At 71.4% G+C, this 15,231-nt stretch carries 16 protein-coding genes; 7 read left to right on the top strand and 9 right to left on the bottom strand.

All coding sequences use genetic code 11. The annotated features are described in order from the left end of the window. The first annotated feature begins 34 nt into the window (after positions 1-34). The gene (locus tag ACQPWZ_RS08325; protein WP_433571001.1) at positions 35-547 is read left to right on the top strand and encodes an RICIN domain-containing protein; all 513 of its coding nucleotides are present in this window, start codon (positions 35-37) and stop codon (positions 545-547) included. 65 nt (positions 548-612) lie between these two features. Here the strand turns inward: ACQPWZ_RS08325 and ACQPWZ_RS08320 are convergent, their stop codons facing one another. The 5 genes from ACQPWZ_RS08320 to ACQPWZ_RS08300 all read right to left on the bottom strand — a co-directional run bounded on the left by ACQPWZ_RS08320 (position 613) and on the right by ACQPWZ_RS08300 (position 5,994). Further along, positions 613-2,061 carry a peptidoglycan D,D-transpeptidase FtsI family protein gene (locus tag ACQPWZ_RS08320; RefSeq protein ID WP_340472432.1) on the bottom strand — a complete coding sequence of 483 codons (1,449 nt, stop codon included), beginning with the start codon at positions 2,059-2,061 and terminating at the stop codon, positions 613-615. Positions 2,062-2,164: 103 nt separating this feature from the next. Beyond that, the gene (locus ACQPWZ_RS08315) at positions 2,165-2,782 is read right to left on the bottom strand and encodes a response regulator (RefSeq protein WP_433573784.1); all 618 of its coding nucleotides are present in this window, start codon (positions 2,780-2,782) and stop codon (positions 2,165-2,167) included. A gap of 35 nt (positions 2,783-2,817) precedes the next feature. After that, on the bottom strand, positions 2,818-4,089 hold the full coding sequence (locus ACQPWZ_RS08310) for a sensor histidine kinase (protein ID WP_433571000.1): 1,272 nt from the start codon (positions 4,087-4,089) through the stop codon (positions 2,818-2,820). Beyond that, positions 4,086-5,066, bottom strand: coding sequence for a hypothetical protein (locus tag ACQPWZ_RS08305; protein WP_433570999.1), 981 nt, complete (start codon positions 5,064-5,066; stop codon positions 4,086-4,088). The genes ACQPWZ_RS08310 and ACQPWZ_RS08305 overlap by 4 nt, the downstream gene beginning before the upstream one ends. Positions 5,067-5,223: 157 nt before the next feature. Beyond that, a complete protein-coding gene (locus ACQPWZ_RS08300; RefSeq protein ID WP_313947072.1) occupies positions 5,224-5,994 on the bottom strand; it encodes an IclR family transcriptional regulator in 771 nt (256 codons plus the stop codon). A gap of 129 nt (positions 5,995-6,123) precedes the next feature. On the opposite strand from ACQPWZ_RS08300, the gene ACQPWZ_RS08295 reads away from it, so the two are divergent. The 5 genes from ACQPWZ_RS08295 (at position 6,124) to ACQPWZ_RS08275 (ending at position 10,743) form a co-directional block, all read left to right on the top strand. Continuing rightward, positions 6,124-7,662 carry an aldehyde dehydrogenase (NADP(+)) gene (locus tag ACQPWZ_RS08295; protein WP_356699489.1) on the top strand — a complete coding sequence of 513 codons (1,539 nt, stop codon included), beginning with the start codon at positions 6,124-6,126 and terminating at the stop codon, positions 7,660-7,662. A 4-nt stretch (positions 7,663-7,666) separates the two neighbouring features. Beyond that, positions 7,667-8,281, top strand: a complete 615-nt coding sequence (locus ACQPWZ_RS08290) for a DUF1349 domain-containing protein (protein WP_313947074.1) — start codon at positions 7,667-7,669, stop codon at positions 8,279-8,281. A 44-nt stretch (positions 8,282-8,325) separates the two neighbouring features. Beyond that, positions 8,326-8,802, top strand: a complete 477-nt coding sequence (locus tag ACQPWZ_RS08285) for an N-acetyltransferase family protein (protein ID WP_433570998.1) — start codon at positions 8,326-8,328, stop codon at positions 8,800-8,802. 72 nt (positions 8,803-8,874) lie between these two features. Continuing rightward, positions 8,875-9,591, top strand: a complete 717-nt coding sequence (locus tag ACQPWZ_RS08280) for a DsbA family oxidoreductase (protein ID WP_433570997.1) — start codon at positions 8,875-8,877, stop codon at positions 9,589-9,591. A 105-nt stretch (positions 9,592-9,696) separates the two neighbouring features. Beyond that, positions 9,697-10,743 carry an aminotransferase class V-fold PLP-dependent enzyme gene (locus ACQPWZ_RS08275; protein WP_433570996.1) on the top strand — a complete coding sequence of 349 codons (1,047 nt, stop codon included), beginning with the start codon at positions 9,697-9,699 and terminating at the stop codon, positions 10,741-10,743. Here ACQPWZ_RS08275 and ACQPWZ_RS08270 read toward each other — a convergent pair. Then, positions 10,692-11,306, bottom strand: a complete 615-nt coding sequence (locus ACQPWZ_RS08270; protein ID WP_433570995.1) for a MarR family winged helix-turn-helix transcriptional regulator — start codon at positions 11,304-11,306, stop codon at positions 10,692-10,694. The two genes, ACQPWZ_RS08275 and ACQPWZ_RS08270, sit on opposite strands and share 52 nt — an antisense overlap. A 137-nt stretch (positions 11,307-11,443) precedes the next feature. On the opposite strand from ACQPWZ_RS08270, the gene ACQPWZ_RS08265 reads away from it, so the two are divergent. Continuing rightward, positions 11,444-12,511 (top strand): alkene reductase, encoded by a 1,068-nt coding sequence (locus ACQPWZ_RS08265; protein ID WP_433570994.1) that lies wholly within the window; start codon positions 11,444-11,446, stop codon positions 12,509-12,511. Positions 12,512-12,616: 105 nt separating this feature from the next. On the opposite strand, the gene thpD is transcribed toward ACQPWZ_RS08265, so the two are convergent. The 3 genes from thpD to ectB are packed head-to-tail and all read right to left on the bottom strand — an operon-like array spanning position 12,617 to position 15,217. Continuing rightward, the gene (gene thpD / locus ACQPWZ_RS08260) at positions 12,617-13,513 is read right to left on the bottom strand and encodes an ectoine hydroxylase (RefSeq protein ID WP_356699501.1); all 897 of its coding nucleotides are present in this window, start codon (positions 13,511-13,513) and stop codon (positions 12,617-12,619) included. A 3-nt stretch (positions 13,514-13,516) separates the two neighbouring features. Further along, positions 13,517-13,915 carry an ectoine synthase gene (locus tag ACQPWZ_RS08255; RefSeq protein WP_313947081.1) on the bottom strand — a complete coding sequence of 133 codons (399 nt, stop codon included), beginning with the start codon at positions 13,913-13,915 and terminating at the stop codon, positions 13,517-13,519. A 33-nt stretch (positions 13,916-13,948) separates the two neighbouring features. Continuing rightward, positions 13,949-15,217 (bottom strand): diaminobutyrate--2-oxoglutarate transaminase, encoded by a 1,269-nt coding sequence (ectB, locus tag ACQPWZ_RS08250; RefSeq protein ID WP_383243259.1) that lies wholly within the window; start codon positions 15,215-15,217, stop codon positions 13,949-13,951. Between the last annotated feature and the right edge of the window lie 14 nt (positions 15,218-15,231).

The following is a 15,231-nucleotide window of genomic DNA, read 5'->3' as shown; positions in this document are numbered from 1 at the left end:
GGGGGACACGGCTGTCTATTTTGGGGGAAACATGATGGCAAGGATCACGTCGAGCAAGACGTTCAGACGCACGATGGCGGTGGCCACCGCCAGCCTGGCGCTGATCGGCGGCAGCCTCGTGATGGGGCAGCCGGCCTCCGCGGACACGTTCAGCGCACGGCTCATGAACTCCGCCACCCGGCTCTGCATGGACGGCAGCGGTGCCGCCGGGCCCGGTGCCGCTGTGATCCAGTGGGAGTGCAACGGAGGCTCGAACCAGCACTGGTACACGAGCACCGACTCCCGGGGGCGGCAGACGATCGTCAACTCCGCGAGCGGCCTGTGCCTGGACCGGCACGATGACACCCGCCTGGGCGCCAAGCTGATCCTGTGGCACTGCAACAGCACATGGAACCAGGTGTTCAGCGGAGGCGGATACGGAAATCCCCTCGTCAACACCCCCTCCGGCCACGTGATCGACGTTCCGGGTGGCACCGGAGTCTGGGGCACGCAGCTCATCATGTGGGAGCGCAACGGGGGTGCGAACCAGGGCTGGTGGCGCGTCTAGGCCGATCACCCTGCTGATCACCAAGGCCGCCGGCGATGGCCGGCGGCCCTGGGCCGGGGGTACCCCTACTGCAGCGCCGCCTTCATCATCTTCTGCGCGATCGGTGCCGCCAGGCCGTTGCCGCTGACCTCCGAGCGGGCCGCGCCCGAGTCCTCGATCAGGACGGCCACCGCGACCTCCTTCCCGCTGTCGGAGCTCTTGGCGTACGACGTGAACCACGCGTACGGCGTCTTGCTGTTGTTCTCACCGTGCTGCGCCGTGCCCGTCTTGCCGCCGACCTCGGCGCCGTCGATCCGTGCGTTGGTGCCGGTGCCCTCGTCCACGACGGTGACCATCGCGCTGCGCAGCTCCTCGGCCACCGACTCCGAGACGATCCGCTCCGACGAGCCGTCCTCGTACGAGTCCAGGGTGTTGCCGTCGCCGTCCACGGTCTTCGAGACCAGGTGCGGGGACTCCATCACCCCGCCGTTGGCGATCGCGGCCGAGACCATGGCCATCTGCAGCGGGGTCGCCGTCACGTCGAACTGGCCGATGCCCGACAGCGCCGTCTGCGCCTTGTCCATGCCGCTCGGGTAGACGCTCGGATAGGCCCGCACCGGGACGTCCTGCTCCTTGTCGTTGAAGCCGAACTTCTCCGCCGTCTCCCGGACCTTGTCCTGGCCCAGGTCCGCGGCCAGTTTGGCGAAGACGTTGTTGCAGGAGTACTGGAGCGCCGTGCGGAGGGTGGCGTTCTCGCAGGGTGCGGAGGCGTTCTCGTTCTTCAGGACCGTCGTCGTACCGGGGAGGGTGTACGGGTCGGGGCTCTCGGTCTTCTCGTCCACCGAGCCGTACAGTCCGTCCTCCAGCGCGGCCGCGGCGACGACCAGCTTGAACGTCGAGCCGGGCGGCAGCGGCTGCCGCAGCGCCCGGTTGACCAGGGGCTTGTCCGGGTCGTCGAGCAGCTTCTTCCAGGCGGCCGAGTCCGACGTCCCGGAGATCGACGAGGGGTTGTACGAGGGCGTGCTCACCATGCCGAGGATGCTGCCCGTCTTCGGGTCGATCGCGACCGCCGCGCCCTTGGTGTCGCCGAGCGCCTCGGAGGCCGCCTTCTGCACCGCCGGATCGATCGTGGTCAGCACGTCGCCCGGCTTCTGCTGCTTACCGGTGAGCGCGTCCACGGGGTTCTTCAGCCGGGTGTCGGTGCCGTCGAGGATCTTGCTGTGGATGCCCTCGAGCTGGGTGGCTCCGTACGCCTGCGAGCTGTAGCCGGTGACGGCCGAGTACAGCGAGCCGTCGGTGTAGGTGCGTTTGTACGCCAGATCACTGCCGGCGGTCCGCTGGGAACCGGTGACCGGCGATCCGGCCACGATGATGTCGCCGAGCGGCTGCGCGTACTGCGCGATGATCTTCCGTCGGTTGTGGTCGTTGTCCGCGAGTGCCTTCGCCTCGTACGCCTGCACCCAGGTGACCCGCACCAGCAGGGCGAGCACCAGCAGCAGACTGAAGGCGGCGGCGTTCCTGATCGTCTTGTTCATCCCATGCAAGGGACGAGCGGAACGGGGCGGGGCGTTCCCCTGTGCCCCCTTTTCTCAGGATTTACTCATCTCCCCGGAGGTGAGCTCCTCCCGGTGCCGATCCTCAGCGCGGCGAGACGAACCCCGACTCGTACGCCGCGATCACCGCCTGGGTGCGGTCCCGCGTCCCCGTCTTCGCCAGCACGGAGGCCACATGCGTCTTCGTCGTCGCCGGTCCCACTCCCATCCGCCCGGCGATCTCCGCGTTCGTCAGCCCCGTCGCCATCAGCCGCAGCACCTCGGCCTCCCGATCGGTGAGCCGCGCCGCCCACGGCGGGGGAGCGGCGGTCCTCTGCCGGGCGTACTCGGCCGCGAGCGAGCGCACTGCGGCCGGGAAGAGGAGCGAGTCGCTGCGGGCGACCAGCCGCACCGCCTGCACCAGCTCCTCCGCCCTGGCCCGCTTGAGCAGAAAGCCCGCGGCGCCGGCGCGCAGCGCGTCGTACACATAGGAGTCGTTCTCGAACGTCGTCACCACGACGATCCGCGGCGGATTCGCGAGGGTGGCGAGGATCTGCTCGGTCGCCCTGATGCCGTCGATCTCCGGCATCCGCACATCCATCAGCACCACGTCGGGCCGCAGCTCACGCACCACCGACACCGCCTCGGCGCCGGTCGCCGCCTCGCCGACCACCTCCAGACCGGGCTCGGCGTCCAGAATGACCCGCAGCGCGGTGCGGACCATGCGCTCGTCGTCCGCGAGGACGACCCGCACCGCGCTCACCGGGCACCGCCCAGCGGCAGCCGGGCGTGCAGCCGCCACACGTCGCCGCGTGGTCCGGCGTGGGCGTCCCCGCCCAGCAGCGCGGCACGCTCGGCGATGCCGCGCACACCACGGCCGCCTCCCGGGCGCACCGTCGCGGCCCTGGAGGGCAGCGGGTTCTCCATCGTGATCTCCAACTCCTCGCCGCGCACGGCGATCCACAGGGACACCGGGCGCGCCCCGGCATGGCGCAGGGCGTTGCTGAGCCCTTCCTGGACGATCCGGTACGCCTCGCGGGAGACGGGCGGGGGCACGGCGGCCCGGTCGCCCTCCGCGGTCAGCGACACGGGCACCCCGCTGCGGGACATCAGCCCGTCCAGAGCGTCGAGTGCGGGACCGGTGGCCACGGTGCCCTCGTCGGCCTCGTCACCCTCACTCCTGCGCAACAGGCCGAGGACGGAGTCGAGTTCGCCGACCGTACGCCGGGTGGTCTCCTCGATCGCGGCCAGCGCCTCGCGGACGAACTCCACATCGGTGTCCAGGACCTTGCGCGCCGCGCCGGCCTGCAAGGTCACCGCGCTGAGCGCATGGCCCACGGAGTCGTGCAGTTCGCGGGCGAGACGGTTGCGCTCGGCCAGCTCGGTGGCCCGGCGTTCGGCGGCGGCGAGCCGGTCGGCGGGGGTGGGGCCGAGGAGTACGGGCGCCTGGCGGGCCAGCAGTGCGCCGGCCGCCGCGACGCAGGCCGCGAGCGCCACGAGCATCGCGATCCCGGCGAACGGGAACAGGGTGAGCTGCCAGGCGGGATAGTCCGGCGCCCGGAACCACTCCCGCACCGCGCCGGAGAGCGGCAGCAGCATCAGCGTCACCGCGAACGGCGGCAGCGCCAGCGAGGCCCCGCTGATCAGACCCCCGAGCCCGATGTGGAGCGTGAACCAGGCCGAGGTCCGTCCCCGCGCCGCCCGCGAGTGCGCCGGTCCGTCCGCGAGCAACTGCCCCGGCACCCCGCACAGCGCCCTCGCCGCCGCCACCGACAGCGGCCTGGCGGGCGGGAACAGCGCGGTCAGCGCGGCGACCGGCAGCGCGACCGCGTACGCCCCGAACTGATGGGGCAGCGAGCCGGTGAACGCGTTGTCGGAGCCGACGATCGGGCCGATCACCACGGTGCCGACGAGCCAGTACGGCATCAACAGCGCGCCGCCCAGGACGAGATGCAGCCAGCGCAGCCTGGCCCGGGACCCGAACAGCGCCCTGGTCCAGGCCCGGAGCAGGCCGGTCGCACGCTCGGTCACGCGCCGCGCCGCCTCAGTTGGGAGACGACGGCGCCGATGAGGAGGACGCCCGCGATCATCTCGACAGCGTAGGTCAGAGGGAGCAGACCGGTGGAGCGGTTGAACCGGTCGTCCTGCGGCATCAGCGAGGCGAGCAGCAGCCAGCCGCCCCAGGCGGCGAGAGCGCCGGAGCCGACCCAGGCCACCCCGAGCGGAACCTTCACCGGCAACGAGGACGCGCGATGGCGGCCGAAGGCGAGGAGAAGGGCCCCGGCCACGGCGGTCAGGACGAAGGCGAGGCGCACGCCCTCCAGCACGTGGAAGTCCGTGGCGCGCTCGTCGATCCGGCGGGCCGAGAGGCCGAGCGTGGCACCGCACATCCACAGCAGATGCATGACGGCCGGCAGCAGCGCGGCGAGCGCACCCGCAGCGGCGGCCGCCCTGGCGGAGGGCGCCGCCGGCAGGTCGCGCAGCCGGCCCTGCCACAGGACGGCCCAGCGACGGCGGGCGTAGCGGACGAAGAGTGCGCCGAGGGCGAGGCCCTGGAGGATGAAGCCGCCGTAGACGACGCCGAAGACCCAGTCGTCGAGGAACGGCTCGGCGGCGGTGTCGGCGGACGTCGTCCCGCCGAAGGCGGAGACGAGCAGCTGGAGCGGGAAGCCGGCCATGATCGGTGAGAGCAGCCCGGCGGCGACCCAGAGGGGGAAGGCGAGCAGCCACGTCCGCACCCGCAGTCCCCACGGCCGGGTGAGCAGCAGCGCGAGGACCACGACGGCCGAGTCCATCAGGACGGTGACGCCGTTGACGAGCCCCAGCGTGGCGCGGTTCCCCAGCAGAACGCTCCCCTCGGGTATGCCGATGGTGCTGCCCGCCATCCACGCGGTCTTCAGGGTGACGTACGGGACGCAGGCGACGATCGCCACGGCGCGCAGGACGGCGGGGGTGCGCGTGGGCCGTTCTGCGGCGGGAGGCGCGGGGGCGAGAGGTGTCCGGGTCATGGCTCCACGCTCCCGTGCCGTGACCGTGCGCACGTCGTGCGTGGTGAGGAACCGCCTCCGCCGCGCGGCGGAGGCGGGCCGTCGGCGTCGGGGCGGGAGCGGACCATCGACGTCGGGGCGGGCCGTCGGTGTCTGCGCGTCGAGGAGCGCCGGGTCGTCAGAGCCTGCGCGTCGCGAGCGTGAGGCGGTCGCGCGCGTCGAACAGCGCGTCCTTGATCATCTGCTCGTGCGCCGGGGTGAGCCGGGCCACCGGGACCGAGCAGCTGATCGCGTCACGGGCCGGTGTGCGGTAGGGGATCGCGATGCCGAAGCAGCGCAGCCCGAGGGTGTTCTCCTCGCGGTCCACGGCGTAGCCCTGCTCGCGGATGAGGTGCAGTTCCTCGATGAGCTTCTCGCGGTCGGTGAGGGTGTGCTCGGTCAGGGACGACAGGGTCTCCGGGAGCATCTTGCGCACCTGCTCGTCGCTGTGGGTGGCGAGCAGGGCCTTGCCCAGCGAGGTGGAGTGGGCCGGCAGCCTGCGGCCGACGCGGGTGAAGGGGCGCAGATAGTGCTGCGACTGCCGGGTGGCGAGGTAGACGACGTTCGTCCCGTCGAGGCGGGCGAGGTGGATGGTCTCGGTGGTGTCGTCGGAGAGCCGGTCCAGCGTCGGCCGGGCGGCGGCCACGACCTCGTCGCCGTCGATGTAGGAGGTGCCGACCAGCAGCGCGCGGACGCCGATGCCGTAGCGCGTGCCGGTGGCGTCGGTCTCCACCCAGCCGAGCTCGACCAGGGTGCGCAGCAGCATGTAGAGGCTGGACTTGGGGTAGCCGACGGCTTCCTGGACCGCGGCCAGGGAGTGCATGCCGGGGCGCCCGGCGAAGTACTCGAGCAGTTCCACCGTCCGCACCGCGGACTTGACCTGTGCCCCACCAGAATCCGCCGTCGACATTGCTCTCGCTCCTTCTTGACCGCGCAGAACGCCCGGAAATAGAGTCCCCACACATTCACCATCGGGAACGATGTTCAGAATACCGAACAACTCCTGGTGGGTGGCGAGAAGACCGGGAAGGAAGCCGCGGTGGCAGCAGCACCAGTCTGGAGTGTCGACCCCCGAACCGGGAACCCGCGGGAGCAGGTTGCGGTGGAGTCGACGGCCGAGGAGATCGACCGCGTGGTCCGTTCCGCCCACGCCGCCCGCCCCGCCCTCGCCGACCGGAGTGTACGCGCGCGTCTGCTCCGCACCGCCGCCGACCTGCTCGACGAGGCCCGCGAGCACGTCATCGAAGCGGCCGACGCCGAGACCGCGCTCGGCCCCACCCGCCTCACCGGTGAACTCGCACGCACCACAGCGCAGTTGCGGGCCTTCGCCGAGGTCGTCGATGAGGGTGCGTACCTCGACGTCCACATCGACCACGCGGACGCGAACCGCACGCCGCCGTGGCCCGACCTGCGCCGCTACAAGATCCCCCTCGGTGTCGTCGCCGTCTATTCCGCCAGCAACTTCCCGCTCGCCTTCTCCGTGCCCGGCGGCGACACCGCCAGCGCGCTCGCCGCGGGCTGCCCGGTCGTCGTCAAGGCCCACCCCGACCATCCGGCGACCGCCGAGCTGTGCGCGTCCGTACTGCGCAGGGCCGCGAAGCAGGTCGGTCTTCCCGAGGACGTGCTGAGCCTCGTGCACGGCTTCGAGGCGGGCGTCGAACTCGTGCGGCACCCGCTGGTCGCCGCGGCCGGCTTCACCGGTTCCGTACGCGGCGGACGTGCCCTCTTCGACGCCGCGGCCGCCCGCCCCGCCCCCATCCCCTTCCACGGCGAACTCGGCTCGCTCAACCCGGTGGTGATCACCGAGGAGGCCGCCGCCGAGCGCGCCGAGCAGATCGGCTCCGGACTCGCGGGCTCCATGACCCTCGGGGAGGGGCAGTTCTGCACCAAGCCCGGCTTCGTCCTGGCCCCGGCCGGCGACGCGGGCGACCGGATGCTCAAGTCGCTCACGGACGCGGTCAGCGAGACCGAGCCCGGCGTGATGCTCGACCACCGGATGCGCGGTGCCTTCGTCGAGGGCGTACGGGAACGGGCGGACCTGCCGTTCGTCGAGGCCCCGATCACCCCCGGGTCCGGCGGTGATCACACCGTCAGCGCCGGCTTCCTGTCCCTGCCGGCGCGGCTGCTCGCCGCCGACGGCCCGCACGATCTGCTCCTGGAGGAGTGCTTCGGCCCGGTCACCGTGGTCGCGCGGTACGAGTCGGACGACGAGATCACCGCCGTGCTCGGCCGCCTGCCCGGCAATCTCACCGCCACCCTGCACCTCTCGGCCGCCGAGGCCGCGGGGGAGGGCCGCGGGGCGGAGCTGCTCGCCGAACTCACCCCGCTCGCGGGCCGAGTGCTGGTGGACGGCTGGCCGACCGGTGTCGCGGTCGCCCCCGCCCAGCACCACGGCGGCCCCTACCCGGCGACCACCTCCACCTCCACCTCGGTCGGCGCCACCGCGATCGAGCGCTGGCTGCGGCCGGTCACCTACCAGACGACTCCGGAGGCGCTCCTTCCGCCGGAGTTGCGGGACGGTAACCCGCTCGGTCTGCCGCGTCGGGTGGACGGACGCCGCGAGACTCCCGCAAGCTGAGCGGGTGACCGACTCCATCGAGCTGCCCGAACTCCCCTTCCCCCTGCGCCCCTACGGTCCCGACGCCAACTGGTCGTACGAGAAAGGGGTGCTCACCGGCTGGGCGGGTGCCCGGCAGGATCGTTTCGTGCCCCCCGCGGGCGACTCGCTGGACCCCGCCTCCGACGCGCCGCGTCTGCTCGGCTCACCGGAGGGGGACTTCCAGCTGATCGCCCGCGTCACGGTCGGATTCGCCGCCGCCTTCGACGCCGGTGTGCTCTATCTGCACGTCGGTGAGCGGGAGTGGGCCAAGCTCTGTCTCGAACTCTCCCCGGACAGACCCACCATCTGCACGGTGGTGACCCGCGGCTACTCCGACGACGCCAACTCCTTCGAGGTGGACGGCGACAGCGTCTGGCTGCGCATCAGCCGTACGGGCAAGGCCTTCGCCTTCCACGCGTCGACGGACGGCAAGCGGTGGACCTTCGTCCGGATCTTCGCGCTCGGCACCGAGGAACAGGCCGGCGCCGCGCTCGTCGGTTTCCTCGCCCAATCGCCGGTCGGCGAGGGATGCGTGGTGACCTACGACGAGATCGAGTTCCGCGAGGGCTGGCCGGACGGGCTGCGAGACGGTTCCTGACCCGGCCCGCAACCGCGGGGCCGGCCGCGCGCGTCCCTCGCACCATGATCAGACCAGCCGTTCCCGCGGACCTCGACGCTGTCACCGCCCTGCACGCCGAGGCCCGTGCCACGTACTACCGCGGGCACATACCGGACGAGGCCTTCGACAGCCCCGCCGAGCACGCCCGCACCCGTGCGGGTTGGGCGGCGGCCATCGAGCGCGGTGCGGTGCTCTGCGCGGAGCAGGACGGGGCCCTCGCGGGCGTCGCGGCCTCCCGCGCGATCGACGGCGTCATGACGCTCACCCAGCTCCATGTCGCCCCCGCTCTCTGGCGTGCCGGTATCGGCACCGCGCTGCACCGGGCGTGCGTGGAGGGCTGGCGCGGCGCGGGCGTGGCCACCGCTCGGCTGGAGGTCTTCGAGCACAACCGGCGCGCCCGGGACTTCTACACCGCACACGGCTGGACACCCGACCCGGACGAGCCGCTCTCGGGCAACCATCTGGTGATGCGGCTCACCGTGCCGCACGCCGTGGAATGAGCCGGGCGCCGCGGGTGTTCACGTCGGAGCGGAGGTGGCCTCCGTACCGACCGGACCCTGGAGAGAATCAGCATGCGCGTCGAGATCTGGAGCGACATCGCCTGCCCGTGGTGCTACATCGGCAAGGCGCGCTTCGAGAAGGGGCTCGCGGACTTCGCCCACCGTGACCAGGTCGAGGTCGTGCACCGGTCCTTCGAGCTCGACCCGGGCCGCGCCAAGGGGGACACCGCGCCCGTCGTCGACATGCTGGCCCTGAAGTACGGGCGCAGCCGCGAGGAGGCGCAGGCCATGGAGGAGCACGTCGCCTCCAACGCCCGCTCCGAGGGCCTCGGCTACCGCACCGAGGGCCGCGACCACGGCAGCACCTTCGACATCCACCGCCTGCTGCACCTCGCCAAGGCCCGCGGCCGCCACGACGCACTGCTCGACCTCGCCTACCGCGCCAACTTCGCCGAGGAGCGCTCGGTCTTCGACGCCGAGGTGCTGGTGGAGCTCGCGGTCGAGGCGGGGCTGGACGCGGACGAGGCCCGTGCGGTGCTCACCGATGAGGACGCGTACGCCGACGACGTACGGACCGACGAGCGCGAGGCCGCGGAGCTCGGCGCGAACGGCGTGCCCTTCTTCGTCCTCGACCGGCGCTACGGGATCTCCGGCGGTCAGCCGGCCGAGCTGTTCACCCAGGCGCTGGAGCAGGCCTGGCAGGGCCGGACGCTCACACCCGTCGCCGTGGACGGCGCGGACGCGCCCACGTGCGACACCGACGGCTCGTGCGAGGTCCCGCAGCACTGATGGTGCGGGGGCGGGTCCGGCGCGCCCGACGATGAAGCACCGCTGACGGGTACCCCTCAACGATTCGCGGTTGACCTGCGGTTGGCCGCACCGCAGGGTGATCTCATGGAGACCCTGGGCGGTGCCGCGTTCGCGCCGGACAAGACGTATCTGAACACCTGTAGCGCCGGGCTGCTGCCCCGCAGCGCGGCCGATGCCATCACGGCACTGGTCGAGGAGCTCGCGGCCGGCCGGCCCGGCGGGGCGGGCGACTGGCCGCGAGTGGGTGCGGTCCGCCGGTCCTTCGCCCGGCTGACCGGTACGGACGAGGCGCGGGTGGCCGTCGGCGGTTCGGTGGCGGTGCACGTCGGGCTCGTCGCGCAGTCCTTCCCGCCCGGCTCCGAGATCCTCTTCCCGGAGGGGGACTACTCCTCGGTGATCACCCCGTTCGCGGTGCGCGGCGACCTCAAGCTCCGCTTCGTGCCGCTGGACGGCCTCGCGGAGGCGGTGCGCCCCGGGACGGCGCTGGTGGCCCTCTCCTCGGTGCAGTCCTCGGACGGCCGGATCGCCGATCTGCCGGCGGTCCGGGCCGCGGCGGCGGCGCACGGCGCCCGCACCCTCCTCGACGCCAGCCAGTCGGCGGGCTGGCTGCCGCTGGACGCGGACGCGTGGGACTTCACGGTCACCGGCGCCTTCAAGTTCCTGATGTGCCCCCGCGGGGTCTCGTTCCTGACCGTGGGCGAGGAGGCGCAGCGGTCGGTGGTGCCGATCCACGCGGGGCCGTTCGCCGCCGAGGACGAGAACGGGTCGATCTACGGCCCGGTCGAGGAGCTCGCCCGCTCGGCCCGCCGCTTCGACGAGCCGCCGGCCTTTCCCTCGTACCACGCGGCGGAGCAGTCGCTCGCGCTGCTGGAGGAGATCGGCATCGACGCCGTGCACGCCCATGACACCGCGCTGGCCCGGCGGTTCCGTGACGGGGTGGCGCGGCTGGGGTACGAGGCCGTGCCGGGCGAGTCGGTCGTCGTCGCCGTGCCGGGGCTCGACGGCCGGGTGGCCGACCTCGCCCGCGCGGGTGTCGTGGTGTCGGCCCGGGCGGGGAACCTCCGGGCCGCGTTCCACCTCTACAACTCGGCCGCCGACGTGGACCGGGCGCTGGACGTGCTCGCGGGCTGAGCGGCGGGGGACTGCTCGGCCGCGCCCTCGGTCCGGGCGGCGGACTCCTCGGCAGCCGCACCGTCCGTCCGGTCGGGACAGTCCCCGGCCTGCACGCAGAGGTTCTCCTCGACCTTCGCCAGCAGCCGGACCAGTTCGGTCCGCTCGTCGGGGCCGAGCCCGTGGAGCGTGTGCTCCTCCAGGTTCGTCCAGGCCTCCGCCACCGCGGAGTGCAGCGCGCAGCTGTCGGCGGTGGCCTCGATGAGGACCGCGCGCCGGTCGGCGGGGTCGGGACAGCGGCGGACGTGCCCGGCCTGCTCCAGCCGCTGGAGCATCTTGGTGACGGTGGACGGGTCGAGCTCCACGGCCTTGATCAGCTCGGACTGACGCACCGGCCCGGCGTCCCACAGGTGCATCATCACGAACTCCTGCCCCGGGTAGAGGCCCGCGCCCTTGAGGAGCTTGCCCGCGGCCATGCGGTGCAGCCGGGCGACCCGGGAGACGGCATGGCTGACGGGACCGCCGAGCGCGGAGCCCGGCAGCGGGGCCGTACAGGCGGGGTCGGCCGCGGTCTCGGACATCATCGGCCCTCCTTCTCGGGCGAGGCGCTGTCGTCGGGGACAGTCTTGCGGACAACTTTACCTTGGTCGGCCAATTAATGAGTTACAGTGGCTCTCGGCACGGATACTTGGCCGACCACATAACTCTCCGGGAGCCTTTCATGACCACCGTTTTCGACCCGATCGACCTGTCCGGTACCCAGCTCGGCAACCGCATCGCCATGGCGCCGATGACCCGCAGCAGGGCGTTCGGCGACGGCCTCACCGTCACCGACTCCACGGTGGAGTACTACAGCCAGCGCGCCGGCGCGGGCCTGATCATCACCGAGGGCATCCAGCCGTCCGTGACCGGACAGGGCTACCCCGACACCCCCGGGCTGCACAGCGACGAGCAGGTCGCCGCCTGGCGCAAGGTCACCGATGCGGTGCACGCCGAGGGCGGCACGATCTTCGCCCAGATCATGCACGCCGGACGCATCGGCCACCCGGTGCTCTTCCCCGACGGCCGGAGCAGCGTGGCCCCGTCCGCCGTGGCGGCCGCCGGTCAGCTCTTCACGCACGAGGGCCCGAAGGACTTCCTCGCCCCGCGCGAGCTGACCGCCGAGGAGATCCGCTCGGTCGTGGACGACTTCGCCGCCGCCGCGCGCAATGCGATCGAGGCCGGCTTCGACGGCGTCGAACTGCACGGTGCCAACGGCTACCTCATCCACCAGTTCCTCGCGCCCAACACCAATCTGCGCACCGACGAGTGGGGCGGTCCGGTGGAGAACCGTATCCGCTTCGCGGTGGAGGTGACCCGGGCCGTCGCCGCGGCCATCGGCGCCGAGCGCACCGGACTGCGGCTCTCGCCCGGCAACGTGTACAACGACATCGCGGAGACCGACACCGAAGCCCTCTACCCGGCGCTGGTCGAGCAGTTGGAGCCGCTGGGTCTCGGATATCTGCACATCACCGAGACCGGCGCGGGCGCCCGGGACGTGACCATCGCCGTGCGCAAGCAGTTCAGTGGCACGCTCATCCTGAACCCCGTGACGGAGGGTCCCACCGATCACCGTGTCCTGCCGCTGGTCGAGGACGGGATCGCCGACATCCTCGCCTTCGGCGCGCTGTTCCTCGCCAACCCGGACCTGCCCGTCCGGCTGCGGAGCGAGGGCCCCTACAACACGCCGGACACCGCGTCCTTCTTCGGCGGCGGCGACCAGGGGTACACCGACTACCCGGCCCTGTAAGTACTCGACTCCGTAAGGCAGTTGTACGGCCCAGGGCCCGGCTCCCCTCCTCGCGAGGAGGGGAGCCGGGCCCTGGGCCGCAGAAGCGTGTCAGCGCACGACGTGTCAGCGCACGGGGGTGAAGTCCCGTGCCCCGATGAAGTCCGGACGCGGCACCGGAGCGGCGAACGGCTCCTCGGCGGCGTTGTCCACGCTGTTGAAGACGATGAAGACGTTGCTGCGGGCGTACGGCGTGATGTTGTCACCGGAGCCGTGCATGCAGTTGCAGTCGAACCAGGTCGCCGACCCGGCCCGGCCGGTGAACAGCCGGATGCCGTGCCGGTCCGCGAACCGGGTCAGCGCGGCGTCCGACGGTGTGCCCGCGTCCTGCATCTGCAGCGACTTCTTGTAGTTGTCCTTCGGCGTCTCGCCCGCACAGCCCAGGAACGACTTGTGCGAACCGGGCATGATCATCAGCCCGCCGTTGGTGTCACGGTTCTCGGTCAGCGCGATCGAGACCGAGACGGTGCGCATGTTCGGCAGTCCGTCCTCGGCGTGCCAGGTCTCGAAGTCGGAGTGCCAGTAGAAGCCCGAGGCGCCGAAGCCCGGCTTCACATTGATCCGTGACTGGTGGACGTACACGTCCGAGCCGAGGATCTGGCGGGCCCGGCCCACCACCCGCTCGTCGCGCACCAGCGACGCGAAGATCTCGCTCAGCTTGTGGACCTCGAAGACCGAGCGCACGTCCTGCGACGTCGGCTCGATGATCGAGCGCTCGTCGGCGCGTACGGCCGGGTCGGCGATCAGCCGGTCCAGCTCCGCACGGTAGAGCGCGACCTCGTCGTCCGAGATCAGCTCCTCGACCGTGAGGAATCCGTCGCGCTCGAAGCCCGTCAGCTCGTTCTGGCCGATCGGCCCCGGAGCACCCGGCGGCGACCAGACGACCGGGTCCTGGCGGGGGGTCACCACTTCGCCAACGCCTCGGGTCGGGTAGAGATCGGTGCGTACAGCGGCGGTGGTCATTCTTCAGCCCTCCTCGGTGAGCAGTGGGTAGACGCCGTTCTCGTCGTGGTCCTCCCGTCCGGTGACGGGCGGGTTGAAGACGCAGACACAGCGGAAATCGGTTTTCGGACGGAGTGTGTGGCGCTCGTGCCCGTCCAGCAGGTACATCGTGCCGGGCTCGATCCAGTGGGTCTCGCCGGTCTCGTCGTCGGTGAGTTCGGCCTCACCCTCCACGCAGAGCACGGCCTCGATGTGGTTCGCGTACCACATCGACGTCTCCGTACCCGCGTACAGCACGGTCTCGTGGAGCGAGAACCCGACCTTCTCCTTGGCGAGCACGATGCGCTTGCTCTCCCAGGTGCCGGATGCGGACCGCACATGGCGATCGGTGTTCTCGATGTCCTTGAACGATCGGACTAGCACGGTGAGTTGATGCCTTTCCTTCAGGTACGGGTGTCAGGCGGTCTCGCGGACCGAGCGGGCCAGGATGCGCAGGCCCTCGTCGAGCTCGTCGGGCGTGACGGTGAGCGCGGGAAGCAGCTTCACCACCTCGCTCTCCGGGCCGGAGGTCTCCAGCAGCAGCCCCAGCTCGAACGCGCGGGCGCAGACGGCCGATGCGCGCGGCTTGTCGGTGAACTCCAGGCCCCAGACCAGTCCGCGGCCGCGGAAGCTGAGCCCGGTGTCGCCGCTCTCGGCGACGATGGCCAGCAGCGCCTGCTCGACCTGCTCGCCGCGGGCGAGGGTCTGCTTCTCCATCTGGCCGTCGGCCCAGTAGGTGTCGAGCGCGGCGGCGGCGGTGACGAACGCGGGGTTGTTGCCGCGGAACGTGCCGTTGTGCTCGCCGGGCTCCCAGATGTCCAGCTCCGGCTTGAACAGGCAGAGCGACATGGGCAGTCCGTAGCCGCTGATCGACTTCGACAGCGTCACGATGTCCGGCGTGATGCCGGCCTCCTCGAAGGAGAAGAAGCCACCGGTACGGCCGCAGCCCATCTGGATGTCGTCGACGATCAGCAGCATGTCCTGGCGGTGGCACAGGTCCTGGAGCGCACGCAGCCACTCGGCGCGGGCGACGTTGATGCCGCCCTCGCCCTGCACGGTCTCGACGATCACGGCGGCGGGCTTGTTGAGCCCGGAGCCCTGGTCCTCCAGCAGTCGCTCGAACCACAGGAAGTCGGGGACCTGGCCGTCGAAGTAGTTGTCGAACGGCATGGGCGTGCCGTGCACCAGCGGTATGCCGGCGCCGGCCCGCTTGAAGGCGTTGCCGGTGACGGCCAGGGAGCCGAGCGACATGCCGTGGAAGGCGTTGGTGAACGAGACGACCGACTCGCGGCCCTTGACCTTGCGGGCCAGTTTCAGGGCCGCTTCGACCGCGTTGGTGCCGGTCGGGCCGGGGAACATGACCTTGTACGGCAGATCGCGCGGCCGCAGGATCACGTTCTGGAACGACTCCAGGAACGCTCGTTTGGCCACGGTCGCCATGTCCAGGCCGTGGGTGATGCCGTCACGCTCGATGTAGTCGATCAGTGCGCGTTTCAGCACCGGGTTGTTGTGTCCGTAGTTGAGCGAGCCTGCTCCGGCGAAGAAGTCCAGGTAGGTGTGGCCGTCTTCGTCGTGGAGGTAGCTGCCCTGCGCACGGTCGAACACTGCGGGCCAACCGCGGCAGTAGCTGCGCACCTCCGACTCCAGGGTCTCGAAGACACTCAGGGCGGGCGGGGTGATGGTCACAGCAGTCTCCAGAA

Origin of the sequence: Streptomyces sp. CA-251247 (assembly GCF_050952975.1) — a bacterium.
Lineage (GTDB): Bacteria > Actinomycetota > Actinomycetes > Streptomycetales > Streptomycetaceae > Streptomyces > Streptomyces achmelvichensis.
The sequence above is the reverse complement of the archived record's forward strand: the minus strand, read 5'-3'. Positions and strand labels throughout refer to the sequence as shown.

Excerpts from the sequence above, each read along its gene's own strand:
- ACQPWZ_RS08325 (WP_433571001.1), top strand. The coding sequence starts at position 35 with ATGGCAAGGATCACGTCGAGCAAGACGTTCAGACGCACGATGGCGGTG.
- ACQPWZ_RS08320 (WP_340472432.1), bottom strand. The coding sequence starts at position 2,061 with ATGAACAAGACGATCAGGAACGCCGCCGCCTTCAGTCTGCTGCTGGTG.
- ACQPWZ_RS08315 (WP_433573784.1), bottom strand. The coding sequence starts at position 2,782 with ATGGTCCGCACCGCGCTGCGGGTCATTCTGGACGCCGAGCCCGGTCTG.
- ACQPWZ_RS08305 (WP_433570999.1), bottom strand. The coding sequence starts at position 5,066 with ATGACCCGGACACCTCTCGCCCCCGCGCCTCCCGCCGCAGAACGGCCC.
- ACQPWZ_RS08300 (WP_313947072.1), bottom strand. The coding sequence starts at position 5,994 with ATGTCGACGGCGGATTCTGGTGGGGCACAGGTCAAGTCCGCGGTGCGG.
- ACQPWZ_RS08285 (WP_433570998.1), top strand. The coding sequence starts at position 8,326 with ATGATCAGACCAGCCGTTCCCGCGGACCTCGACGCTGTCACCGCCCTG.
- ACQPWZ_RS08280 (WP_433570997.1), top strand. The coding sequence starts at position 8,875 with ATGCGCGTCGAGATCTGGAGCGACATCGCCTGCCCGTGGTGCTACATC.
- ACQPWZ_RS08275 (WP_433570996.1), top strand. The coding sequence starts at position 9,697 with ATGGAGACCCTGGGCGGTGCCGCGTTCGCGCCGGACAAGACGTATCTG.
- ACQPWZ_RS08270 (WP_433570995.1), bottom strand. The coding sequence starts at position 11,306 with ATGATGTCCGAGACCGCGGCCGACCCCGCCTGTACGGCCCCGCTGCCG.
- ACQPWZ_RS08265 (WP_433570994.1), top strand. The coding sequence starts at position 11,444 with ATGACCACCGTTTTCGACCCGATCGACCTGTCCGGTACCCAGCTCGGC.
- thpD (WP_356699501.1), bottom strand. The coding sequence starts at position 13,513 with ATGACCACCGCCGCTGTACGCACCGATCTCTACCCGACCCGAGGCGTT.